The organism is Pseudomonas sp. Mb7 (genome assembly GCF_054790525.1).
In genome coordinates this window covers 3,391,431-3,414,203 of record NZ_CP186501.1, presented here as the reverse complement: position 1 = coordinate 3,414,203, position 22,773 = coordinate 3,391,431, and the positions used below count along the sequence as shown (strand labels likewise).

General features: G+C 58.6%; 26 protein-coding genes. 13 read left to right on the top strand and 13 right to left on the bottom strand.

Annotation, left to right across the window (positions count from 1 at the left end; all coding sequences use genetic code 11):
• Positions 1-135: 135 nt before the first annotated feature.
• Positions 136-1,302, bottom strand: coding sequence for a class C beta-lactamase (ampC, locus tag ACOYXH_RS15335; RefSeq protein WP_460409756.1), 1,167 nt, complete (start codon positions 1,300-1,302; stop codon positions 136-138).
• Between the two features lie 160 nt (positions 1,303-1,462).
• Between ampC and ACOYXH_RS15330 the strand changes: the two genes are divergently transcribed.
• A complete protein-coding gene (locus ACOYXH_RS15330) occupies positions 1,463-2,335 on the top strand; it encodes a LysR family transcriptional regulator (RefSeq protein ID WP_460409755.1) in 873 nt (290 codons plus the stop codon).
• A 189-nt stretch (positions 2,336-2,524) separates the two neighbouring features.
• Here ACOYXH_RS15330 and gudD read toward each other — a convergent pair whose 3' ends face one another.
• Positions 2,525-3,868: a glucarate dehydratase gene (gudD, locus tag ACOYXH_RS15325; RefSeq protein WP_460409754.1), complete on the bottom strand. Its 1,344-nt coding sequence runs from the start codon at positions 3,866-3,868 to the stop codon at positions 2,525-2,527.
• Positions 3,869-3,908: 40 nt separating this feature from the next.
• A complete protein-coding gene (locus tag ACOYXH_RS15320; RefSeq protein ID WP_095050835.1) occupies positions 3,909-5,255 on the bottom strand; it encodes an MFS transporter in 1,347 nt (448 codons plus the stop codon).
• Between the two features lie 345 nt (positions 5,256-5,600).
• On the opposite strand from ACOYXH_RS15320, the gene ACOYXH_RS15315 reads away from it, so the two are divergent.
• Together ACOYXH_RS15315 and ACOYXH_RS15310 are read left to right on the top strand one after the other, a co-directional pair.
• The gene (locus tag ACOYXH_RS15315; RefSeq protein ID WP_460409753.1) at positions 5,601-6,314 is read left to right on the top strand and encodes a FadR/GntR family transcriptional regulator; all 714 of its coding nucleotides are present in this window, start codon (positions 5,601-5,603) and stop codon (positions 6,312-6,314) included.
• 92 nt (positions 6,315-6,406) lie between these two features.
• Positions 6,407-6,640, top strand: a complete 234-nt coding sequence (locus tag ACOYXH_RS15310; RefSeq protein WP_095124442.1) for a hypothetical protein — start codon at positions 6,407-6,409, stop codon at positions 6,638-6,640.
• A 217-nt stretch (positions 6,641-6,857) separates the two neighbouring features.
• Here the strand turns inward: ACOYXH_RS15310 and trhP are convergent, their stop codons facing one another.
• On the bottom strand, positions 6,858-8,189 hold the full coding sequence (trhP, locus tag ACOYXH_RS15305) for a prephenate-dependent tRNA uridine(34) hydroxylase TrhP (protein ID WP_460409752.1): 1,332 nt from the start codon (positions 8,187-8,189) through the stop codon (positions 6,858-6,860).
• Positions 8,190-8,414: 225 nt separating this feature from the next.
• Between trhP and ACOYXH_RS15300 the strand changes: the two genes are divergently transcribed.
• Entirely contained in the window at positions 8,415-9,476 is a 1,062-nt protein-coding gene (locus ACOYXH_RS15300) for an AI-2E family transporter (RefSeq protein ID WP_093434002.1), read from the top strand.
• Here the strand turns inward: ACOYXH_RS15300 and ACOYXH_RS15295 are convergent.
• The 3 genes from ACOYXH_RS15295 to ACOYXH_RS15285 all read right to left on the bottom strand — a co-directional run bounded on the left by ACOYXH_RS15295 (position 9,473) and on the right by ACOYXH_RS15285 (position 10,538).
• On the bottom strand, positions 9,473-9,655 hold the full coding sequence (locus ACOYXH_RS15295; RefSeq protein WP_095050832.1) for a hypothetical protein: 183 nt from the start codon (positions 9,653-9,655) through the stop codon (positions 9,473-9,475). The genes ACOYXH_RS15300 and ACOYXH_RS15295 overlap by 4 nt on opposite strands.
• 98 nt (positions 9,656-9,753) lie before the next feature.
• Positions 9,754-9,948 (bottom strand): hypothetical protein, encoded by a 195-nt coding sequence (locus tag ACOYXH_RS15290; RefSeq protein WP_016984641.1) that lies wholly within the window; start codon positions 9,946-9,948, stop codon positions 9,754-9,756.
• A gap of 230 nt (positions 9,949-10,178) precedes the next feature.
• Entirely contained in the window at positions 10,179-10,538 is a 360-nt protein-coding gene (locus ACOYXH_RS15285; RefSeq protein ID WP_007917357.1) for a hypothetical protein, read from the bottom strand.
• A 256-nt stretch (positions 10,539-10,794) separates the two neighbouring features.
• On the opposite strand from ACOYXH_RS15285, the gene ACOYXH_RS15280 reads away from it, so the two are divergent.
• Positions 10,795-11,613: a shikimate 5-dehydrogenase gene (locus tag ACOYXH_RS15280; protein WP_095050831.1), complete on the top strand. Its 819-nt coding sequence runs from the start codon at positions 10,795-10,797 to the stop codon at positions 11,611-11,613.
• A 188-nt stretch (positions 11,614-11,801) separates the two neighbouring features.
• Positions 11,802-12,320 carry a cupin domain-containing protein gene (locus ACOYXH_RS15275; RefSeq protein WP_460409751.1) on the top strand — a complete coding sequence of 173 codons (519 nt, stop codon included), beginning with the start codon at positions 11,802-11,804 and terminating at the stop codon, positions 12,318-12,320.
• Between the two features lie 116 nt (positions 12,321-12,436).
• Here ACOYXH_RS15275 and ACOYXH_RS15270 read toward each other — a convergent pair whose 3' ends face one another.
• Positions 12,437-13,084 carry a YceH family protein gene (locus ACOYXH_RS15270; protein WP_460409750.1) on the bottom strand — a complete coding sequence of 216 codons (648 nt, stop codon included), beginning with the start codon at positions 13,082-13,084 and terminating at the stop codon, positions 12,437-12,439.
• Between the two features lie 125 nt (positions 13,085-13,209).
• Here ACOYXH_RS15270 and ACOYXH_RS15265 point away from each other — a divergent pair, with 125 nt between their 5' ends.
• Positions 13,210-13,719: a DUF1993 domain-containing protein gene (locus ACOYXH_RS15265; RefSeq protein ID WP_460409749.1), complete on the top strand. Its 510-nt coding sequence runs from the start codon at positions 13,210-13,212 to the stop codon at positions 13,717-13,719.
• A 250-nt stretch (positions 13,720-13,969) separates the two neighbouring features.
• Here ACOYXH_RS15265 and sstT read toward each other — a convergent pair whose 3' ends face one another.
• On the bottom strand, positions 13,970-15,202 hold the full coding sequence (sstT, locus tag ACOYXH_RS15260) for a serine/threonine transporter SstT (RefSeq protein WP_095050828.1): 1,233 nt from the start codon (positions 15,200-15,202) through the stop codon (positions 13,970-13,972).
• A 336-nt stretch (positions 15,203-15,538) separates the two neighbouring features.
• On the opposite strand from sstT, the gene ACOYXH_RS15255 reads away from it, so the two are divergent.
• Complete coding sequence (locus ACOYXH_RS15255; protein WP_102901657.1) at positions 15,539-16,702, top strand: MFS transporter; 1,164 nt, start codon at positions 15,539-15,541, stop codon at positions 16,700-16,702.
• Here the strand turns inward: ACOYXH_RS15255 and nhaR are convergent.
• The gene (gene nhaR / locus ACOYXH_RS15250) at positions 16,697-17,596 is read right to left on the bottom strand and encodes a transcriptional activator NhaR (RefSeq protein ID WP_095050826.1); all 900 of its coding nucleotides are present in this window, start codon (positions 17,594-17,596) and stop codon (positions 16,697-16,699) included. The genes ACOYXH_RS15255 and nhaR overlap by 6 nt on opposite strands.
• Before the next feature lie 133 nt (positions 17,597-17,729).
• Between nhaR and ACOYXH_RS15245 the strand changes: the two genes are divergently transcribed.
• Both ACOYXH_RS15245 and ACOYXH_RS15240 read left to right on the top strand, forming a co-directional pair.
• The gene (locus ACOYXH_RS15245) at positions 17,730-17,972 is read left to right on the top strand and encodes a hypothetical protein (protein WP_095050825.1); all 243 of its coding nucleotides are present in this window, start codon (positions 17,730-17,732) and stop codon (positions 17,970-17,972) included.
• A 29-nt stretch (positions 17,973-18,001) separates the two neighbouring features.
• On the top strand, positions 18,002-18,751 hold the full coding sequence (locus ACOYXH_RS15240) for a TerC family protein (RefSeq protein WP_007917342.1): 750 nt from the start codon (positions 18,002-18,004) through the stop codon (positions 18,749-18,751).
• 256 nt (positions 18,752-19,007) lie between these two features.
• On the opposite strand, the gene ACOYXH_RS15235 is transcribed toward ACOYXH_RS15240, so the two are convergent.
• Positions 19,008-19,178: a hypothetical protein gene (locus ACOYXH_RS15235; protein WP_176471236.1), complete on the bottom strand. Its 171-nt coding sequence runs from the start codon at positions 19,176-19,178 to the stop codon at positions 19,008-19,010.
• A gap of 234 nt (positions 19,179-19,412) precedes the next feature.
• Between ACOYXH_RS15235 and ACOYXH_RS15230 the strand changes: the two genes are divergently transcribed.
• The 3 genes from ACOYXH_RS15230 (at position 19,413) to ACOYXH_RS15220 (ending at position 20,600) form a co-directional block, all read left to right on the top strand.
• Entirely contained in the window at positions 19,413-20,084 is a 672-nt protein-coding gene (locus ACOYXH_RS15230) for a peptidase C39 family protein (protein ID WP_095050823.1), read from the top strand.
• A 90-nt stretch (positions 20,085-20,174) separates the two neighbouring features.
• The gene (locus ACOYXH_RS15225; protein WP_095050822.1) at positions 20,175-20,381 is read left to right on the top strand and encodes a DUF6021 family protein; all 207 of its coding nucleotides are present in this window, start codon (positions 20,175-20,177) and stop codon (positions 20,379-20,381) included.
• A gap of 12 nt (positions 20,382-20,393) precedes the next feature.
• A complete protein-coding gene (locus ACOYXH_RS15220) occupies positions 20,394-20,600 on the top strand; it encodes a hypothetical protein (protein WP_220556524.1) in 207 nt (68 codons plus the stop codon).
• 54 nt (positions 20,601-20,654) lie between these two features.
• On the opposite strand, the gene pbpG is transcribed toward ACOYXH_RS15220, so the two are convergent.
• Together pbpG and folD are read right to left on the bottom strand one after the other, a co-directional pair.
• A complete protein-coding gene (gene pbpG, locus ACOYXH_RS15215; RefSeq protein ID WP_095050820.1) occupies positions 20,655-21,593 on the bottom strand; it encodes a D-alanyl-D-alanine endopeptidase in 939 nt (312 codons plus the stop codon).
• A 230-nt stretch (positions 21,594-21,823) separates the two neighbouring features.
• Positions 21,824-22,678, bottom strand: coding sequence for a bifunctional methylenetetrahydrofolate dehydrogenase/methenyltetrahydrofolate cyclohydrolase FolD (folD, locus tag ACOYXH_RS15210; RefSeq protein WP_038362797.1), 855 nt, complete (start codon positions 22,676-22,678; stop codon positions 21,824-21,826).
• Positions 22,679-22,773: the final 95 nt, after the last annotated feature.

Genomic DNA, 22,773 nt, shown 5'->3' with positions numbered 1-22,773 from the left:
ATTAAAAAAAGGGCGACCTCAGCAGGTCGCCCATTTTTTGTCCGCGAAAAGATCGCAGCCTGCTGCAGCTCCTACAGGATCGGGTTTTTCACTCGGTCGATGTAGGAGCTGCCGCAGGCTGCGATCTTTTGATTTTCAGTCAGCAACAGCGCTAAGAATTGTATGGGCGATTTTCACCCGCTCAGGAATCGGGAAGTTCTTGTTCGCCATGATCACAATGCCAATATCCTTGCTCGGCACAAACGCCACGTAAGTCCCGAAGCCACCCGTCGAGCCGGTCTTGTTTATCAACACATCTTCCGGTTGCGGTTGCGGCGGATTCAGCCACTGCACCTTGTGCGGCTGCATGGCCATTTCCGTCGAGTTGCCCGCCAGCAAGCGATCAAGGCTGATCGGGTAGCGGTACATTTCCCAACCCAAACCCTGAGTCATATCGCCGACCGTGTAGTAACCGGTGTGGGTGTTGGCGATGGTTTTTTGCAGGGAGGCTTCCAGCGTTTCAGGTTTCAGGTTGGCCTGAACGTAACGCAGCATGTCCACGGCACTGGTTTTCACGCCGTAGGCCTGCGAGTCCAGCGCACCGGGTGTGACGCGCACCGGTTTGTCGTTCTTGTCATAACCCTGCGCATAAAGGCTCATTTGCGCGGCAGGCACGCTGAGGTAGGTGTGCTGCAAACCGAGTTTCGGCAGCAAGGTTTGCGTCATCGCCTGATCAAACGGCTGGCCGAGGCTTTTTGCGGCCAGATAACCGAACAGGCCCAGACTCGGGTTGGAGTATTGGCGATGGCTGCCTGCCGGATACACCGGTTTCCACTGCTGGAAATAGCCGAGCATCTTGTCGGACGAATCCGCGTTGTCCGGAAATTGCAGTGGCAAGCCGCCGGCGCTGTAGGTGCCCAGTTGCAGCACGCTGATGTTGTCGAAGGTGCTGCCTTTCAGATCAGGCCAGAGCTGGCTGGCCTTGGTCGACAGGTCGAGTTTACCGGTCGCCAGGGCGTAACCGGCGAGGGTGGCGGTGAAGGTTTTGCTCACCGAGCCGATTTCGAACAAGGTGTTTTCGCTGACTTTTTGTCCGGTGTCTTTGCTGGCGACGCCGTAGTTAAAGTAATGCGCCTTGCCGTTGATGGTCAGCGCTACGGTGAGGCCGGGAACGTTCTGTTGCTGCATCACCGGCGTCACCGCTGCGTTGACCAGCGCTGACAGTTGCGCATCGTCGGGCACGGCGGCGAAGCAGGCACTGGTGCCGAAGAGCAGACCGAAAGCGGCGCAGGAAATGACTTTGCTCGATTGAATGGATGACATGAATGAACCACTCTCCATGAGTGTTGCTAGCGTTATCCCGCTACACTGCGGGCGATTTCTGTGTTTGGCGACTGATCAGCGCCGCCAATTTATTCAGCGCGACCCTAATCTACAAACGACGAAAACTCGCACGAGCCATTAGAAAAATTTGGGACTGGGCATGATTCGACCGCAATTGCCGCTCAACGCACTGCGTGCCTTTGAAGCGTCCGCGCGTCATTTGAGTTTCACTCGCGCGGCCGTGGAGCTGTGCGTCACCCAAGCGGCGGTCAGCCATCAGGTGAAAAGCCTTGAGGCGCAACTCAACGTCACCCTGTTCAAACGCCTGCCCCGTGGGCTGATGCTGACCAGTGAGGGTGAAACCTTGCTGCCGGTGCTGAGCACCTCGTTCGATCACATCGCGCAGATTCTGGAACGCCTCGCTGGCGGACAGTATCGCGAAATGTTGACCGTTGGCGCGGTGGGTACGTTCGCCGTAGGGTGGCTATTGCCGAGGCTGGCGGACTTCCGGGCGAAACATCCGCTCATAGATTTGCGGCTGTCGACCAACAACAATCGCGTGGATGTCGCCGCTGAGGGTTTGGATTACGCCATTCGCTTCGGTGCCGGGGCGTGGCATGGCATTGAGGCGACGCGTTTGCTCGAGGCGCCGCTGTCGGTGTTGTGCGTGCCGGAGATCGCCCGGCAATTGCAATCGCCGGGGGATTTGCTGCAACAGACGCTGCTGCGCTCCTATCGCACCGATGAATGGCCGGAGTGGTTTCAGGCGGCCGGGTTGGCGACCCAGGCTGCGCCGCCGCAAAGCATCGTGTTCGACTCGTCGCTGGCGATGATGGAGGCTGCGTTGCAGGGCAGTGGTGTGGCGTTGGCGCCACCAATGATGTTCGCCCGGCAACTGGCGGCGGAGGCGATTTGTCAGCCGTTTGCGATTGAGATTACGACGGGGAGTTACTGGTTGACGCGGTTGCAGTCGCGGCCTGAAACGGCGGCCATGACAGCGTTCAAAACCTGGCTTCTGCAAATCTCTACATGACTCACATCATCCCCTGTGGGAGCTGGCTTGCCAGCGATAGGGCCGGCACGGCCAACATCGATGTTGGCTGACCCACCGCTATCGCTGGCAAGCCAGCTCCCACAGGTTCATTTGTTGAACCAGCTACTCGGATTCAACCCCTATTCCCAGTAGAAGTGAGCCTGTGGGGATATCGGTTTGGGTTGATGATCAGCGCACTAGACACGGCCGCTTGTTATCGAACTTCCAGCCCGGAATCAAAAACTGCATCGCCACGCTGTCATCCCGCGCGCCGAGGCCCATGCCTTTATACAGTTCGTGGGCCTTGGCCACCTGGTCCATGTCCAGCTCGACTCCCAGCCCCGGTTTTTTCGGCACCTGCACCAGACCATCGACGATTTGCAGCGGCGCCTTGGTCAACCGCTGGCCGTCCTGCCAGATCCAGTGGGTGTCGATCGCGGTGATCTCGCCCGGCGCCGCAGCGGCGACATGGGTGAACATCGCCAGCGAGATGTCGAAGTGGTTGTTGGAGTGCGAGCCCCAGGTCAGCCCCCATTCATGGCACATTTGCGCCACGCGCACCGAACCTTGCATCGTCCAGAAATGCGGGTCAGCCAGCGGAATGTCTACCGACTGCAACTGGATCGCATGACCCATTTCACGCCAGTCAGTGGCGATCATGTTAGTGGCGGTTTTCAGCCCCGTGGCACGACGAAACTCGGCCATAACCTCTCGACCGGAATAACCGTTTTCCGCACCGCACGGGTCTTCGGCATAGGCGAGCACCTGATGCTGATCGCGGCACAAGCGAATGGCTTCTTTCAGTGACCAAGCGCCGTTCGGATCGAGGGTAATCCGCGCATCAGGAAAACGTTCGGCCAGCGCCGTCACCGCTTCAATTTCCGCATCGCCACTGAGCACGCCGCCCTTGAGCTTGAAGTCCTTGAAACCGTACTTCGCGTGGGCAGCTTCGGCTAGGCGCACCACGGCTTCGGCGCTCATGGCCTTCTCGTGACGCACGCGGAACCAGTCATTGTCGGCGTCCGGTTCGCTGCGATAGGCGAGGTCGGTTTCGCGCTGATCGCCAACGTAAAACAGATAACCGAGCATCTTCACTTCATCACGTTGCTGACCTTCGCCGAGCAGCGCCGCCACCGGTACATCGAGATGCTGACCGAGCAGATCGAGCAGCGCGGCTTCGAGGCCCGTCACTGCGTGGATGGTGATGCGCAGGTCAAAAGTCTGCAGACCACGACCGCCAGCATCGCGGTCGGCGAAGGTCTGGCGCACTTCATTGAGGATCTTCTGATACGTGCCGATCGGGCTGCCGACCACCAGGCTGCGCGCGTCTTCCAGGGTCTGGCGAATACGCTCGCCGCCGGGCACTTCTCCGACGCCGGTGTGGCCGGCGTTGTCCTTGAGGATGACGATATTGCGGGTGAAAAACGGCCCGTGAGCGCCGCTCAGATTGAGCAGCATGCCGTCGTGGCCGGCCACCGGGATGACTTGCATGTCGGTGATGATCGGGGCTTTGGCGGTGTCGTGTGCGGTCATGGTTTTTATCCTTCTTATTTGCAATCTTTAAAAATGGACGTCAGGCGTGCTTTGGCACGGCATCGGCGACGGCAATGTCAGCCGCAGGTTTCGGCGTGGTGCGCGCGAAGAAGACGATGATCGCGGCAATGATCGAGGTCGCGGCCAGGCCATAGAGGCCGCCCTGAATCGAGCCGGTGTGTTCTTCGAGCAGGCCGAAAGTGGTCGGCGCGACGAAGCCGCCGAGGTTGCCGACCGAGTTGATCAACGCGATCACCGCCGCCGCGATGCGTGCATCCAGATACGCCTGCGGAATCGGCCAGAACAGCGACGAAGCGGATTTGAAACCCAGCGCGGCAAAACAGATCGCGACGAAAGCGAAGATTGGCCCGCCGGTGGTGGACATGAACATCCCCGCAGCGGCGATCAACAGGGCGGTGGCGACCCACGCCTGTTGGTGTTTCCACTTGGCCGAGAACGAGGCGAAAGCGTACATGCCGATGATCGACAGCAACCACGGAATCGAGTTGAACAGGCCGACCTGGAAGTCGCTCATCTCGCCCATTTTCTTGATGATGCTTGGCAGCCAGAAGGTTGCCGCGTAGATCGTCAGTTGAATGAAGAAGTAGATCAGGCAGAACAGAATGATCTGGCGGTCCTTGAGCAGCTTGCCCATCGATGGCCGGATTGGCGTCGCGGTTTCGCGGGCCTTCTGTTCAGCATCGATGGCGTTGACCAATGCATCCTGTTCGGCGCGGGTCAGCCATTTCGCGTCGTGGGGTTTGGCGTCGAGCCAGAACCAGACGAACACGCATAGTCCCACCGAGAACATCCCTTCAATGAAGTACATCCATTGCCAGCCGTGCATGCCCAGCCCGTTGATTTGCAGGAGCAGACCGGACAACGGGCCGGAGATCAACGAGGCCACGGCGGAGCCGCTGAGGAAGATCGCAATCGCCTTGCCGCGTTCGGCGCCGGGCAGCCAGCGGGTGAAGTAGTAGATCACCCCGGGAAAGAACCCTGCCTCGGCCACGCCGAGCAAAAAGCGCAGTACATAGAAGTGGGTTTCGTTCTGGATGAACGCCATACCGGCGGCGACCAGACCCCAAGTGAACATGATGCGGGTCAGCCAGATGCGTGCGCCGACTTTCTGCAGCAGCATGTTGGAGGGGACTTCGAACAGCGCGTAACCGATGAAGAACAGACCGGCGCCGAAGCCATAAGCGGCGGCACCAATACCGAGGTCATGTTCCATGTGAGTGCGGACGAAACCGATGTTCACCCGGTCAATGTAATTGACGATGAACATGATCACGAAAAGCGGCAGGACGTGGCGTTTCACTTTCGAGATGGCGGACGCGAGTGTCGAATCGACGCCCTCGTTCATCCCGGAGACGGAGGTTTTCACTTGGTTTTCTCCCACTGATTATTTTTATGCGGGGTAGGGCAGGTGCTGCGTTGTTGCTAGACATCATACAACCGAGAAATTTTGTCCTACAAGTAGGGTTGGCCGATTATTTTTCTCTGGGATGCCGGTTTTTTATGCTTTTTTGCGTTAATGATCAATGTTTACTGGGTTTTTTAAAGCGTAGAACATCGCGTCACCCCCAGGGAGACACGGTTCTGTTTGTCAGGAGTGTTTGAAGGTATTTCCGTTTATTTGAGTGTTGTCATACAAGTTGAGCCGCTAGACTCAATTTCGTCATCCCCGCAGGATGCTACGATCCACAAGCCCCGATCACCGGAACCGATCATGCAAGAAGACCTCGACGCTCCCGCCCGTAAACGTGCGCACAACCTCGCCCATGACCTGGTGGAGAAGCTCACGCAAAGCATCCTGCTCGGCCAACTGTCGCCCGGCGACAAGCTGCCGTCAGAGAATTCCATCGTTCAGGAACACGGTGTCAGCCGCACGGTGGTGCGCGAGGCGATTTCCAAGTTGCAGGCCTCCGGGCTGGTGGAGACGCGCCACGGCATCGGCACCTTTGTCATCGAGCGTGTTGCGGAGCAGGGCTTACGCCTCAATGTCGACACGGCGCTCGGTGTGCGCAGCATTCTCGAACTGCGTCTGGGCCTGGAAACCCAAGCGGCGGCGCTGGCGGCGCAGCGGCGCACGGAGGCGCAAGTGCTGCAGATGCGCCAGGCGCTGGATGACTATCAGCGTCTGCTGGACAACAACGACAGTTGCGTCGAAGCGGATCGGCGCTTTCATCTGCTGATTGCCGAGGCCACCGGCAATGTTTGCTTCAGCGAGATCATGCAGCACCTGGGCAGCGCGATGATTCCGCGTCACCGGCTCAACGCCGCCGAGCGCGGTGCGGCGGATCTGAGCAAACTTGGGCAACTGGCTCATCTGGAGCACGAGGCGATTCTGAATGCGATCAAGCGTCGGGATGCGGACGCCGCGCGCGCGGCCATGTGGCTGCATCTGACCAACAGCCGCGACCGGTTTTCCGCGCGGGGTTGATGGCCGTTGGTCTGTTCGATAGCACGCCGTGCAAAGGGCTGATTCCAAGTTGAACGGCCCGGATATTCCGGACCTCCTGAGTGAGGTGCGTCATGGCTAACGATTTGCTGTTTCAGGGTGGCGTGCTGCCCACCGATTCGACCCGGCCGCTGCCCGGTACCGATGAACCGACACTGGCTGATCACGACTCACCGATGGGAATGCCCCCGGGGCGCGATCCATTGAGTGACGCCGACCGGCCGGATGATTGGAAAGATCCGGGAGCGGACGATGAGGGGGTGCCGCCGGCGGATGAGCCGACGCCGTTGTCGGATGATCGGCGCTGAGACTTGGTTTTTATGTTGAGTTTGCTGGCCTCATCGCGAGCGATTATGGATTCAGCCAAGCTGAACGATCGAGTCGATTATGGATTCGGCCAAGTCCAATGTTCTTGATTAAGTGTCGGTTATGGATTCACCGACGTAATTTCAGGTCGGTGAACTTCTCCAATATCCCCCAATCGGTCCCCTCTCCCTCTGGGAGAGGGCTAGGGTGAGGGCCTTCTCAGGCATCACGCAGATCCCGCATCAACAACCCAAACCGCAAATCCACCGCATCCGGAATCGGCACATAAACCGTATGCCCATCCCCCGGTGCCACCTCGATCGCTTCTTCTTTAGCGTTCTGCAACTCATGCAGATCAAAATGGAAATTGCCCTTCGGCGTCATCAACTCCAGATGATCACCCAAGCCAAAGCGGTTCTTCACCTTGACCTCTGCCAACCGCCCACGCCGCTCGCCGGTCAACTCGCCAACGAACTGCTGACGCTCCGACACCGAACTGCCGTGCTGATAATTCTGGTACTCGTCATGCACATGCCGACGCAGAAATCCTTCGGTGTAGCCACGCTGTGCGAGTGATTCCAGATCCGTCATCAGGCTGCGATCAAATTCACGCCCGGCCACCGCATCATCAATCGCGCGGCGATACACCTGGGTGGTGCGCGCGCAATAGAAGTGCGATTTGGTCCGGCCTTCGATTTTCAGGGAATGCACGCCCATGCGCGTCAAGCGTTCGACGTGCTGCACCGCGCGCAGGTCCTTGGCGTTCATGATGTAGGTGCCGTGTTCGTCCTCGAACGCTGGCATCAATTCATCGGGGCGATTGGCTTCCTGCAGCAGGAACACCTGATCGGTGGGCGTGCCCAGCCCCAGCGTTGGCTCTGGCTGGAAGGTCTGGACGATCTCGCCGAGCTGGTTTTCGGTGGCCTCTTGCGCTGAGTATTTCCAGCGGCAAGCATTGGTGCAGGTGCCCTGATTGGCATCGCGCTTATTCATGTAACCCGACAACAGACAGCGCCCGGAATAGGCCATGCACAGCGCGCCGTGGACGAACACTTCCAGTTCCATGCCCGGCACCTGCTCACGGATTTCGCCGATTTCCTCCAGCAACAATTCTCGCGACAGGATGATCCGGCTCAAACCCATCTGCTGCCAGAACTCGACGCTCGCCCAGTTCACCGTATTGGCCTGCACCGACAGGTGAATCGGCATCTGCGGGAAATGTCGTCGCACGAGCATGATCAATCCCGGGTCGGACATGATCAGTGCGTCGGGGGCCATGTCGATGACCGGTGCCAGATCCTTGAGGAAGGTCTTCAACTTGGCGTTGTGCGGGGCGATGTTGACCACCACGTAAAAGCGTTTGCCTTGCGCCTGCGCTTCACGAATCCCCAGCGCCAGATTGGCGTGATCGAACTCGTTGTTGCGCACCCGCAGACTGTAACGCGGCTGGCCGGCGTAGACCGCATCGGCGCCGTAAGCGAAGGCGTAACGCATGTTTTTCAGGGTGCCAGCGGGGGCGAGCAGTTCGGGGGCGGCGAGGGTAGGGATCATGGCGGTGTCGGTCGCAAAAGCGCGGCAGGGTAAGGCGGATTCGGGCGCGGCTTATTGATCTGGATCTACGCTTTGCACTGAGCGCGTTTTGTTGTGGGTGAACGAGCTCGATAAGCGGCTAACGCTGATCCGCAACTATGCTCCATGAATAAAGATGGCACTCGTGCAGGCCGCGGTTGACTAAGCATCGGGGCGTGCATGACGCCTGACTGACATGGATCGGACATGAACGAAAAAAGCCTTCAATTCAAATCCCTCACCGTGCTGCTGTTGCTGGTCACGGTGGCGTTTATCTGGATCCTCTTGCCGTTCTACGGCGCGGTGTTCTGGGCGGTGATTCTCGGCATTGTGTTTGCGCCGATGCAACGCCGGCTGCAGGCGAAATTCGGCTGGCAGCGCAACCTGACGTCCCTGTGTACTTTGTCGGTCTGCCTGGTGATCGCGATTCTGCCGGTGATCATCCTCAGTGTGCTGCTGGTGCAGGAAGGCGCGGCGGTCTACAAGAACATCGAAAGCGGCGAACTGGACATCGCTGCGTATCTGGCGCAATTCAAGCACAGCCTGCCGCCATACTTTCAGCATTTGCTCGACCGTTTCGGCATGGGCGAGCTCAATGGCCTGCGCGAGAAAATCGTCAAATCGGCGATGCAGGGCAGCCAGGTGCTGGCCAGTCAGGCGTTCAGTTTTGGCCAGGGTACGTTCGAGTTCGTGGTGAGTTTTTTCATCATGCTGTATCTGCTGTTTTTCTTTCTGCGTGACGGCGCCGAGCTGGCGCGCAAGGTGCGCACCGCCGTGCCACTGGAGGAAGGCCACAAGCGGCGCTTGCAGTTGAAATTCAACCGCGTGGTACGCGCGACGGTGAAGGGCAATCTGGTGGTCGCGGTGACGCAGGGCGCATTGGGCGGGGCGATTTTCTGGTTTCTCGACATCCCCAGCGCGCTGCTGTGGGCAGTGTTGATGGGGTTTTTGTCGTTGCTGCCAGCGGTCGGCGCGGGGATTGTCTGGGCGCCGGTGGCGGTGTATTTCCTGCTCAGCGGGATGATCTGGCAGGGCGTGGTGTTGGGCTTGTTCGGGGTCTTCGTGATCGGTTTGGTGGACAACGTGCTGCGGCCGATTCTGGTGGGCAAGGACACCAAAATGCCCGACTACATGATTCTGATCTCGACCCTTGGCGGCCTGGCAGTCTTCGGTCTCAACGGCTTTGTGATCGGGCCGCTGATCGCGGCATTGTTCATGTCGAGCTGGGCGCTGTTCGCCGAGACCAAGCCCAAAGTGCAACTGCCTTAAGCGTGAAACGGCGCGCTGACGATCTTCTGCGACAGTGCCTGCGCAGCAGGCAAGGAAGTCAGCGGGCCGCTGATCGCTTCGCCGTCACGCATCAGATACCAGCAGGCGAGCAGGCCCGTGGCCCTGAGCGAAGCGGGGACGGCGCTGCCGATAACGGACATGATTTGAACCTGAGCCATGACGAGTACCTCCATCTATCAATGGAGCTACCTTAGAGATTCGCCGGTTCTACGGACAATCAACGCTTTCGATAGTGGTCATTGATGCCGTTGAGGCTTCAGTCGACCACTTGATCAAGCATGTGCATGACTTCGCGCTCGTTGAGCAAACCTTTGTGCACGAGGTTTTCCGCCAGCAGCGAAAGGAACTTGGCGCAACGATGGCCTTCCAGGTGCTTGAGCTCGGTCAGCGCGCTGTACACCTTGCTGGAGGTGCACAGGCCGACGATGCGGTGCGGGTTTTGTGTTGGCATACAGTCGTCCTTGTTGTTATCAACCTGTTGTTTACGGACGGATTCAGATTGCGGTTCCGTCATGACAAATAAGTGACCGTTTTATGGAAAAGTACACAACGGTCAAACAATCATGCCGACTTTAGCCGGTGAAACTGTCCTCACAGCGACCTTGGCGAGATTTTTTCAGACGCTGGCCGACCAACGGTCATAAAAAAGCCCCGCTGTAAAAGCAGGGCTTTGTTTTTTGGTTACCAGCGTGGACCGCCATAGTAGCCATGTGGCCGACCGTAATAACCGCGAGGCGGGCCGTAATAGACGGGGGCCTGTTGAATGTACACCGGCTGCTGCACATACACCGGTGCTGGCTGGTAGTAGACCGGTGGTGGCGGCTGCTGCACGTAGACCGGTTGCGGCTGCACATAAACTGGCTGTTGCTGCACATATACCGGCCGATCCTGGTTGATCAGCGCCGAGCCGATGATGGCCGAGCCGACGATCGCGCCAAACACCGCAGGGCCTTGCCAGCCGTGGCCACCACCGGCTTCTGCCTGACCTGTGACAGCAAGTGCGCCAATCAACAAGGCCAGAATGGGGAGTTTACGAATCATGATAAATCCTCGGTTCTTCGACCCGGCGGCAGGGCCTGCACCAGGCCCACAGTTGTCGCGGGGATACTTCTAAGACAGCGAAATTCTGAAAATCAGCACAGCCGCTGGGTAAATTTTGTGTAAGGTCTGTACCGGCTTCTTTACCGTGACGCTTGATGGTCCCGGAACACGTTTAATACAGGCCTCTATGATCATTCAGAAGCCGATGGGCTGGCTAATCCCGTTTATCCGAAAGTGCGTTTGAAGGAGAAGTTTCATGCAGATGAACCCGAACAAAGACACCCAATTGTGCATGTCCCTGTCGGGGCGCCCGGGTAACTTCGGTCTGCGTTTTCATAACCATTTGTATGAGCAGTTGGGCCTGAACTTCTATTACAAGGCTTTCAGCAGCCAGGACCTGACCGGCGCGGTGGGCGGTATTCGCGCGTTGGGCATCCGTGGTTGCGGCGTGTCGATGCCGTTCAAGGAAGCGTGCATTGCGCTGGTCGATGAACTGGATGCATCGGCAGCGGCGATCCAGTCGATCAATACCATCGTCAACACCCACGGCCATCTCAAGGCTTTCAACACTGATTACATCGCTGTGGCGCAGTTACTGGAAACCCACGCGGTGCCCAAGGCATCGACCTTCGCCCTGCGCGGCAGCGGCGGCATGGCCAAGGCGGTGGCCAGCGCCCTGCGTGACGGTGGTTATAAAAACGGTTTGATCGTTGCGCGCAATGAGCGGGCAGGGCGTGCGTTGGCGGATTCGCTGAGTTATCGCTGGCAGGCGGACCTGGGGGAGGAGCGGCCGCAAATGCTGATCAATGTGACCCCGGTGGGCATGGATGGCGGACCGGAAGCGGGGCAGTTGGCGTTTGAGCCTCAAGTTATTGCTGCGGCTGAGACGGTATTTGATGTGGTCGCGATTCCGTCGGAGACGCCGCTGATCGTGCGCGGCCGGGCCGAGGGTAAAAAGGTCATTACCGGGCTTGAGGTAATTGCGATTCAGGCGCTGGAGCAGTTTGTCCTGTACACCGGCGTGCGCCCGACTGAAGAGCAGTTTGCGGCGGCGGTTGCGTTTGCCCGGAGCTGATTGAGTGTTGTGGTGGCAGGGCGGGCCTCTTCGCGAGCAGGCTCGCTCCTACAGTTGGAAAGCGTTCACCCTGTAGGAGTGAGCCTGCTCGCGATGGCCTCACTACGGATTCAGATCTGAACATTGCCTATACTGCCTCCCCAGCAAGCACAGACTTGCTCCCAATAAAAACCGTGACCGAGGCTCCCATGCATCCGCCCATCCTCAACCTGCATCAGGTCGAACTCGAACCCCTGCCCGAAGCCCTGGCCCCGGAAGGCGAAACCGCCGGGCGCTATCAACAGCGCATGGCGCGGATTGGCCAGCAACTGGGTTCGCAGAAACTCGGTTATCGCCTGTATGCCTTGCCACCGGGCATGCGCGGCAGCCCGTTTCACAGCCATCGGGTCAACGAAGAGATGTTTTACGTGGTGACCGGGGAGGGCGAGGTGCGTCTGGGCGCCGAGCGTTTCCCGATCCGCGAAGGCGACGTGATCGCTTGCCCGCCGGGTGGGCCGGAAAAGGCGCATCAGATCATCAATACCAGCTCGGGCGAATTGCGCTATCTGGCGGTGAGCACCCAGCAGCAGCCCGATATTTGCGAATACCCGGATTCGAACAAGTACGTGGTGATGGATAACTTCAAGGTCGATGCTGAGGGCAATGCCTCAGGCTTTGTCGCAGTGGCACGGCAGGCGGATGGCGTGGATTACTGGGATGGTGAATAACACGCAGATCCCTTGTAGGAGTGAGCCTGCTCGCGATAGCGGTGTGTCATCCAAAAATGATGTGACTGACACACCGCTATCGCGAGCAGGCTCACTCCTACATTGGTTTTGTGTGATTATTCGAGGCGGGCCAGGCGTTCTTCCAGCGCAGCGATTCGCGCTTCTAGCTCTTCGATACGCTCAACCGAAACGCCACTGCTTGCACCGCGATCCGATGGATTCTGCCGCGCTGCCATAATTGCCTCGCTATCCGCCGGATCACCCAACGCATGGGTATAACGGTCTTCGCGCTGCCCGGCCTGACGCGGAATCAACACCGCCAGCCCCCGCGCAATCAATCGCTCAAGCTGATGCACAACCTGTTCTGCGTCTTCGAAATCATGCATGCGCCCGCTGCGGGTCAGCAGTTCATTGACGGTTTGCGGGCCGCGCAGAAACATCAGTCCGCTAAGAATCACCTGCGCTGGCACCAGTTCCAGCGCCTTGTCGACCTTGTGCTCCCAGCGGTCGGCGCGACTGCCCATCACCAGCCTGGCGAAACCGCGACCTTCCAGCGCCCGCAAACTCTGGCCGACCTGACCCTGGCTCAGGTTCATCACCGGTTCGCGGCTGGTTTTCTGATTGCAGGCCAACACCAGCGCATTGAGAGTCAACGGATAGGTTTCCGGGCTGGTTGCCTGTTTCTCGATCAGCGAGCCGAGAATACGGATTTCCGTTGCGTTGAGCCGTGGTTCGTCGAAGCTGGATTCTGTCTCTGTGGTCATCGCGCGTTCCCTCTGCAGTCGAAGGCGCCTAGCCTAATCCTTGCCAAACAAAAGGCAAGCCGTGTGGTCATCAAGCATGGCTATAATCGCCTCCTTGTTCCACCCAGCCACCACACGAGACTGCCATGACCATTTCCCTGTACGCCGCATCCGTCCCGGTTTTTCAACAAATGCTCAACGCCCTGAGCGATGTCCTGAAAAAGGCTGAAGCCCACGCCACCGAGAAAAACATCGATCCGAACGCTTTCCTGCAGGCCCGTCTGTACCCGGACATGTTCCCGCTGACCCGCCAGGTGCAGATCGCCGTGGACTTCGCCAAAGGTGTTTCCTCGCGTCTGGCTGAAGTCGAAGTTCCTAAGTACGACGATACCGAAACCACCTTCGCCGAGCTGCAAGCCCTGATTGCCAAGGTGCTGGCCTACATTGGCGAGATCAAGCCAGAGCAGATCGATGGCAAGGAAGGCATCGAAATCGTTACTCGTCCGGGTACGCCGAAAGAGAAGCGCTTCAGTGGTCAGGCTTACCTGCTGACTTACGGTCTGCCGCAGTTCTTCTTCCACGTCACTACCACCTATGCGCTGCTGCGTCATAACGGGGTTGAAGTGGGCAAGCGTGATTACGTGGGCGCGTTCTAAAACGTCAAAGCCCTCATCGGAACGCCGCCCGCCTAGCCCTCTCCCAGAGGGAGAGGGGACTGACCGAGTTGTTTGTTCTAGATACGCCGACCTGATCTATCGAGTCGAACTCAGGTTTGAGCAGCACTCGGTCTGCCCCCTTTCCCCCTCGCCCCCTTGGGGGAGAGGGCTGGGGTGAGGGGGAAAAGATCTCAGCCACAAAAAAGCCCGCCAGGTTCACACCATGGCGGGCTTTTCATTACAGCGTCTGTTACGCCGTACGTTGGGCTTTTGCTTCCTCACCCAGGCACGCCGCAGCGGTAAACAGCACATCAGTCGACGAGTTCAGCGCCGTCTCTGCCGAATCCTGCAGCACACCGATTATGAAACCGACTGCCACCACTTGCATGGCGATTTCGCTTGGAATACCGAACAGGCTGCACGCCAGCGGAATCAACAGCAACGAACCACCCGCCACGCCCGAAGCGCCACAGGCGCAAATGGCGGCGACAACGCTGAGCAGAATCGCCGTAGGAATATCCACGGCAATACCCAGCGTATGCACGGCCGCCAGGGTCAGCACGGTGATGGTGATCGCCGCACCGGCCATGTTGATGGTCGCGCCCAGCGGGATCGACACCGAATAGGTGTCTTCATGCAGACCCAGACGCTTGCTCAATTCCAGATTGACCGGAATGTTTGCCGCCGAGCTGCGGGTGAAGAATGCGGTGATGCCACTTTCACGCAGGCATTTGAGAGTCAGCGGATACGGGTTGCGACGCAGTTTCCAGAACACGATCAGCGGGTTCATCACCAGTGCCACGAACAGCATGCAGCCGAGCAGCACGGCCAGCAGGTGCGCGTAACCGATCAGCGCACCGAAACCGGAGGTGGCCAGTGTCGATGCCACCAGACCGAAAATGCCCAGCGGTGCGAAGCGAATCACCACGCGCACGATCACCGTCACGCCATTGGACAGATCACCCAGCACTTCACGGGTGGTGTCGCCGGCATGACGAATCGCGATGCCCATGCCGATCGCCCACGCCAGGATGCCAATGAAGTTGGCGTTCATCAGTGCGCTGACCGGATTATCGACCACGCTCAACAACAGGCTTTGCAGCACTTCGCCGATACCGCCCGGCGCCGTCACCGAAACGTTGTCGGTCGACAGCACAAGGTGCGATGGGAACGCCATGCTCGCAACCACGGCCACGACCGCCGCCGCAAAAGTGCCCAGCAAATAGAGGAACAGGATCGGGCGGATATGGGTTTCCTGGCCGTGCTTGTGGTTGGCAATCGAGGCCATCACCAGCACGAACACCAGAATCGGTGCGACGGCTTTCAACGCTGAAACAAACACTTTGCCGATGAACGCCGTGCCTTTCGCCGCTTCCGGGGCAAACAGCGCCAGGGCAATACCGGCGATCAGGCCGATGAGGATCTGCGTGACCAGGCTGAGGTTCTTGAGGCGTTGCAGTAGAGAAGGGGATGAAGCGGTCATAGCGGCATCTCTGATTTTTTATAGGGTGCAAGGTTGCGTAAAGCGATGGCAAAACAGGGGCAGACCACCGCCACGAACCGAAAGTGTTGACGCGACATCAACGCCAATAAACCGGTCGTTGAGCAGGTTGTACGTTTTTCAGGGCGCGGACTTTATCACAGCGTAGGCCTTATCCTTCAGGCATGTGACGATCTGCCACCGGATCAGGCAACAAAGTCGGCAGGTTTGTGCAAGTCAGCCCGGACACACTCTGTTAAGATTGCACATCCTTATTTTCAAATTTCGCCAGCGGGCCTTCGGGTCAACGCTGGTGTCGTCGTTTTGCTGGAGTTGCGCATGCTGTTGCCCATTCTTCTGTTGTCTGCCGCCGGGTTCACGGTGCTGACCACGGAATTCGTCATCGTCGGCCTGTTGCCGGCGATTGCCCGAGACCTCGAAGTCACCATCCCGCAGGCCGGGTTGCTGGTGACTTTATTCGCTTTTACCGTGGCGATGTTCGGGCCTTTCCTGACCGCGTATTTCGCCCGTTTCGAGCGGCGCAAGCTGTTTATCAGCATCTTGATCATGTTTGGCCTGGCCAATACCGTGGCGGCGCTGGCGCCGAACATCTGGGTGATGGCGATTGCCCGGTTGATCCCGGCGCTCGGTCTGCCGGTGTTCTGGGCCTTGGCCAGTGAGACCGCAGTGGACATCGTCGGCCCGGATTTCGCCGGTCGCGCGATCGCCAAGATCGGTTTCGGCATTGTCTGCGCCACGGTGTTCGGCATCCCGGTTGGCACGTTGATTTCCGATGCGTTCGGCTGGCGCAGTGCCTTTGGCATTCTGGCGGTGATCGCTTTTGCCAAAGCCTTGTTGCTGTTTGTTTATCTGCCGAAAACCAGCCTGCACCAACATCAGGTCAGCTTCCGCTCGCAGTTCAAGATTCTGCGCAGCCCGTTGATGATCGGCCACATCGTGCTGTCGATCCTGGTGTTCAGCGGCATGTTTACCGCTTACACGTATCTGGCCGACATTCTTGAGCGCCTCGCCGGGTTCAACGGCACCGTGGTCGGTTGGTGCCTGATGGCTTTCGGTGCAGTCGGGCTGATCGGCAACTCCCTGGGCGGTCGTGCGGTGGATCGCCATCCGCTGGGGGCGTCGGTGTTGTTCTGTGCGTTCATGATTGCCGGCATGGTCTCGCTGGTACCGAACATTCATTCGCCGCTGGGGCTGGCGGTGGCGATGGGGATCTGGGGCGTGACTCAGGCTGCGTTGTTCCTGGTCAGCCATGTGCGCCTGATGAAAGCCGCGCCGGAAGCGCCAGCTTTTGCTGCCTCGTTGAATATCGCCGGGGCCAATCTGGGGATCGGCCTGGGCGCCATCGTCGGTGGCCGGGTGATCGACAGCGCGGGTCTGGGCTTCCTCGGGTTTGCCGCCGCCGGGTTCATTTTGCTGTCGGTGTTCCTCGCCATGGTGCTGATGACGCTCAAGCCGCGCGAAATGTGCGCCGAGGCTTCATAACGCAGTAAACAGCTCGCGTCGGGCACCTTCGGTAATCGCAACGATGCCGGGGTGCTTGACCTTGCGCTCTACCGAGATGGCATAGAACGACTCGGTCACTGCGTCGGTCTGGCCAATCAGCTCGACGCCGCACTGGCGCTTCACTTCATCGGCAATCACGCTTGGACCGATAAAAATCCCGCTGCCGGATTGGCCGAACGCCTGCATCAACGCACTGTCATCAAACTCGCCGACGATTTGCGGCTGGATCTGCTGCTCGGCAAACCAGCGCTGCAAGCGGCTGCGCACCACGGTTTCCGGTCCGGGAATCAACAGAGGCGCACCGTGCAGGCTGCGCGGGAAATCCTGACCGTATCTGGCTGCCAGTTCCGGGGTGGCGAAGAAACTGATTCCGCACTCACCGAGCTTCTGGCTGTAGCCCTTGATGTCGAGGTGCGAGGGCATCGGGCTGTCGGAGATCACCAGATCCAGGCGCTGGATCGCCAGATCGGCGAGCAAACGTTCGAGTTTGTCTTCGCGACAGGTAATGCGCAGAGGCTCGTTCAGCTCCATGGTTGGCGCGATCAGGCGATAGACAATTGATTTAGGCACCACGTCAGCCACGCCGACGCGGAATAGGATCTGCTGCTCGTTGGGCTGGGCACGCAGCATCAACTCCAGCTCGCCGCCGAGCTGGAACATCTGCTCGGCGTAGGGCAGGGCTTGTCGCCCGGCTTCGGTCAATTCGAGTTGCCGGCCGACGCGTCTGAATAACTCGATGCCATACGTCTGTTCGAGCAGTGATATCTGCCCGCTGATGGTCTGTGGCGTCAGGTTCAGTTGCTCGCAGGCGCGCACGATGCTGCCGGTCTTGGCCACAACCCAGAAGTAATGCAGTTGGCGGTAGTTGAGCATGAGTGTCATCACTTCGTGAAAACCGAAGTATAGCCGCTAAAAATACGAATTTTCCTGAAGTGTTTGTCTCCCTAGAATGCCCACCCATCGACGGCCGGTCTGTGAGCCTGTCTGTTCATTCGAAGGAAACCTTATGAAATACACAATCCCAGCATTGATGTTTACGTCTTTACTGCTTATGGCCGGTTGCGATCAGGCCGAGAAAAGCGCCCAGCAACTGATGGGCAAAGCGGCCGAAAGCGCCAAGCAAGCGATTGACGACACCCATAAAGCCGCTGAGCAGGCACTCAGTGATGCCACCGGCGGGTTGATCGAGAAAAAAGAAACACCGGAAAAAGACGCGGAAAACTCCGAATCTTCCTCCAAGACCATCTAATTCGTCTTACACAGAGTCAGGACTGACCCATGGAATATCTGTTACAGCTCGCCGCCAGCCCCACCGCTTGGGTTGCTTTGGCCACATTGGTGGTGATGGAAATCGTGCTCGGCATCGATAACCTGATCTTTATCTCGATCCTGACCAACAAATTGCCCAAGCAGTACCAGCAGAAAGCACGCCGTATCGGTATCGGCATGGCGTTGATCCTGCGTCTGGCACTGTTGAGCACCATCGCCTTCATCGTGCAGTTGACCGCACCTGTGATCGAGATCCTGGGCCAGGCCTTCTCCTGGAAGGACATGATCCTGATTGCCGGTGGTCTGTTCCTGGTCTGGAAGGCTACGACCGAGATCCATCACAGCATGGACCCGGCGCCGGAAGATCCGAAGTCGGCGACCTCGACAGTCACTTTGGGTTTTGCCGCGGCTATCGGCCAGATCCTGATGCTCGACATGGTGTTCTCGATCGACAGCATCATTACTGCGGTCGGTATGACCGAACACTTGCCGATCATGATCATCGCGGTGGTGGTGTCGGTGCTGGTGATGCTGTTTGCTGCTGAACCGCTAGCCAAGTTCATCAACGACAACCCGACGGTGGTGATGCTGGCTCTGGGCTTCCTGATCATGATCGGCATGACGCTGATCGCCGAAGGCTTCGGCGCCCACGTACCGAAAGGTTACGTGTATGCAGCGATGGCGTTCTCGGCAGCGATTGAAGTGCTGAACATGATGTCGCGCAGGGCTAGGCAGAAGAAGCTGGCTGAGCAGGCGTAACCGCTGAAAGTGAAAAGCCGCCTGAACTCTTTGAGGTCAGGCGGCTTTTTTTCGATTCGAGATTTTCAGTGTGGAATAGAGCCAGCCCCTCACCCCAGCCCTCTCCCGAGGGAGAGGGAGCCGATTTGTGGAGTGTTTTAGTCTTTAGTTCGGCTCGATATTTCAGGTCGGTGTAACTCGAGAAAACAACTCGATCAGTCCCCTCTCCCTCGGGGAGAGGGCTAGGGTGAGGGGCTTTTGCCTTTGCTGTTCAATTTCAATGTGCGGCCGCGTGACGCACTCGGTGCTTCTCGGCTTTCTCAACCGCAGCAGGCTGAACCGGATGGTGATGATGGCGCCGCGAAACCCGCAGCACCCCCCACAACATGGCAGCGGCCACGGCCAGCCAGCCGGCAATCAACATTACGATGGTCATGGTCAGGCTCATCAGTGCCTCCTCTTCGCCCTGCATCGGGCCCACACTTTTTCAATTCGCTCTGTTTCAGTGACAGTCTAGACAATGGGGTGTTTCAGACTATTGACCAAAGGTCGATTGCGACCAATCAGTTTGCTCTATGCAATCGATGGGTCTGCCGCTTAAGGCTATACCGCAGCCGGGCGCGGCCCTATGATCGCAGGCGTTGCCGGAACACGATGACCGGCGTCTGAACAGAGAGTGATGATGGTGCAGGTATTTTCTCGAATTCGTGCGGCGCTAGTGGTGGCGGGTTGTGCGGCCGTGTTGGCCGGATGTGCAGGTACTGTGGCGCCTGAGGTCAAGCGTCTGCCGGAGCGGGTCGAACTCAGTGGCACGTTCTATCGCGGCGAAGCCAATCAGAGCGGCCCGCAAGTGTTGGCCAGCCTGTTGTCGCAGCAGGGCATCGTGATCACTCCGGGGTTGCTCGAGAAACCTCTGCACTTGCCGGGTGCCGAAGACAAATTGCAACGGAACCTGCAAAACCTCGCCCGCGAGTACGGCATGGTGGTTTACCCGCTGGACAGCAACCTGCCCGCACTGTTGACCCAAGTGGCGGCAGGCTATCCGGTGATGGTGCGCTTCAGCGAGGGGGCAGCATTCTGGGCCGAGCCGCGTTACGCAATCCTGTCCGGTTACGACCGCAACAAACAGAAGGTCTTGCTGCGTGCCGGCATGAACCGTCGCGAACTGATGAGTTTCAGCTCCTTTGAGTCGGCACTGGAAAAATCCGGTGGCTGGGCCGTGCTGATCCAGAAACCGTCGCAGATCCCGGCAGCCGTTGACCGTCAGCGCTGGCTCAAAGCAGCCGATGAACTGGCCCAGGCCGGTCAGGAAAACGAAGCGGCGCAGGCGCGCAAGGCGCTGGCAGCCCACTGAGTTCCCGTTCGTCATTTGCCGGGCACGACTGCGCCCGGCAAGCCTCCTAAGAATAGAACCCGTTTTCTGCGGGTGAATCAGGAGGCGAACATGGCAGATTCCCCATCCCCGAAAGGGCCGCATTCGACCGAGCACTCGTCGGGTCATGATCTGGGTTTCGACCCGGACTCGCCGGACGTCGACGATCCGCAAGTCGATCCGGTTGGCCCGGCCAAGGCGCCGAAAGACGTGAAACCCGGTGAAGACCACAAGACACCGGCCAAACCTTATGACCCGTTAGCCAATCTGAAACCTTGATGAGAGGTGCGTATGAGTACTGACTCAAGCTTCGATGACCAAAAACCGGACAGCGTGCCCACGACGCCGGAGCCGGAGATTGATCCGGTGCTGGATCCGGACAGCCCGCTGCGCGATCCGATGGCCCGACCTAATGTCATGAAGCCGGAACATTCGCGGGATCCAAGTGCAGGCGATGGCATTCCTGATGACGACAAGATGCCGCTGCCCAATGACTGAAATGCAGGCGAAAAAAAGCCCCGAGGATTCGGGGCTTTTTCTTGCGCGCTCGGGTTACTTGGACGCTTCAACCACACCGCTCTGGCGTGACTTAAGGTTTTTCTCGGCCTTGTATTGTTGCGCCACCGCAGGAACGTTGGCGCTCTTACCGGTTTCCACCCAACTGCGAATACGGCTGGCATCGGCGAAGTGGGTGTATTTGCCGAAGGCGTCGAGAATGACCAGCGCGACCGGACGGTTACCCATCTTCGTCACCAGCACCAGGCAGTGACCGGCAGGATTGGTGAAACCGGTTTTGGTGATCTTGATGTCCCAGTCGGCCTTATTCACCAGGTGGTCGGTATTGCGGAAACCCAGGGTGTAGTTGGGTTTGCGGAAAGACACGGTCTTTTCCTTGGTGGTGGTGAGTTCGCTGAGGAGCGGGTACTTGTGCGCGGCCACCAGCAGCTTGCTCAGGTCGCGGGCGGTGGAAACGTTACGCTCCGACAGGCCTGTCGGTTCGACAAAGTGCGTACTGGTCATGCCCAGTGCCTTGGCTTTCGCGTTCATGGCCGCGATAAAGGCCGCGTAACCTCCCGGATAGTGGTGAGCGAGGCTGGCGGCCGCGCGGTTCTCCGAAGACATCAAGGCGATCAGCAGCATCTCGCGACGCGGCAGCTCACTCTTGAGTTTGACTCGAGAGAACACACCCCTCATTTCCGGTGTGTTGCTGATATCGACATTGATCCATTCGTCCATGTTCTGCCGGGCTTCAACCACTACCAATCCAGTCATGAGCTTGCTGACAGAAGCGATCGGCACGATCACGTCAGGGTTGCTGGAGTAGATGACTTTGTTGGTCTGCATATCCATGAGCAGTGCGCTGCCGGAGGCGATCTTCAGGCTCGAAGCGTCACGTGGGGCAGCGGTGGTTTCCGCAGCGTTGATCGTTGGCGTGATGAATGTGCCTGTAAAAGCAAAAAACAGGCTCAGAATCGAAAGACGAATTTTCACGCGGGCGAACTCATAAAGGTTGGATATTCCGTTAGTTTGTAACGGGTTATTTCTTCAAAGCGTCGCATTCTAGGAGTATGGCTGAAGATCTGTCGATGGTTGTTTGAATGACCTGAAAAACTCGTGAAAAGGCCTGTAAAAAGAGGGGTTTCCGGCGAACGGTTACAGTTTTTTCTCAGGCATGAAAAAACCCGCACGAGGCGGGTTTTTCTTAGTGCTGAAAGTACCACTCAGGCGTGCAGGGTTTCTGCCGCGTAGAGCGTGTTTTCCAGCAGGCAGGCACGGGTCATCGGGCCTACGCCACCCGGCACTGGAGTGATCCAGCCAGCGCGGGGCAGGGCGGTTTCGTAGACGACGTCGCCGACCAGTTTGCCGTCGTCCTGACGGTTGATGCCGACGTCGATCACGATCGCGCCTTCCTTGATCCATTCGCCTTTGACCAGGCCCGGCTTGCCGGCGGCCACCACCACCAGATCGGCACGACCAACGTGGCCGGCCAGATCCTTGGTGAAACGGTGAGTCACGGTCACGGTGCAGCCGGCCAACAACAACTCCATTGCCATCGGGCGACCGACGATGTTGGAGGCGCCGACGACCACTGCGTCCATGCCATAAAGGTCAGCGCCAGTGCTTTCCAGCAGCGTCATGATGCCTTTAGGTGTGCAGGGACGCAGCAGCGGAATGCGCTGGGCCAGGCGGCCGACGTTATAAGGATGGAAGCCGTCGACGTCTTTGTCCGGGCGAATGCGCTCCAGCAATTTGGAGGCATCCAGGTGCTCGGGCAGCGGCAGCTGAAGCAGGATGCCGTCGATTGCAGGGTCGTCGTTGAGGCGATCGATCAGATCGGTCAGCGCGTCTTGCGTGGTGTCGGAGGGCAGGTCGTAGGCTTGAGAGAGGAAGCCAACCTCTTCACAGTCTTTACGCTTGTGCGAGACATAAACCTGAGAGGCAGGATCGCTGCCGACCAGGATCACCGCGAGGCCGGGAGTGCGCAGGCCTTGCTGGCGACGCTCGGCAACTCGTTGGGCGATCTGCTGGCGCAGGCTGGCGGCGATCGATTTGCCGTCGATTAGTTGTGCAGTCATTGCGCGTGATTAACCATCGAGAGGGGAAAAAATGAGAACGCATTCTCGCATGTCGAGCGGTGAGGGCAAAGGCGCTTGGTCAGCAAATTCCTCTA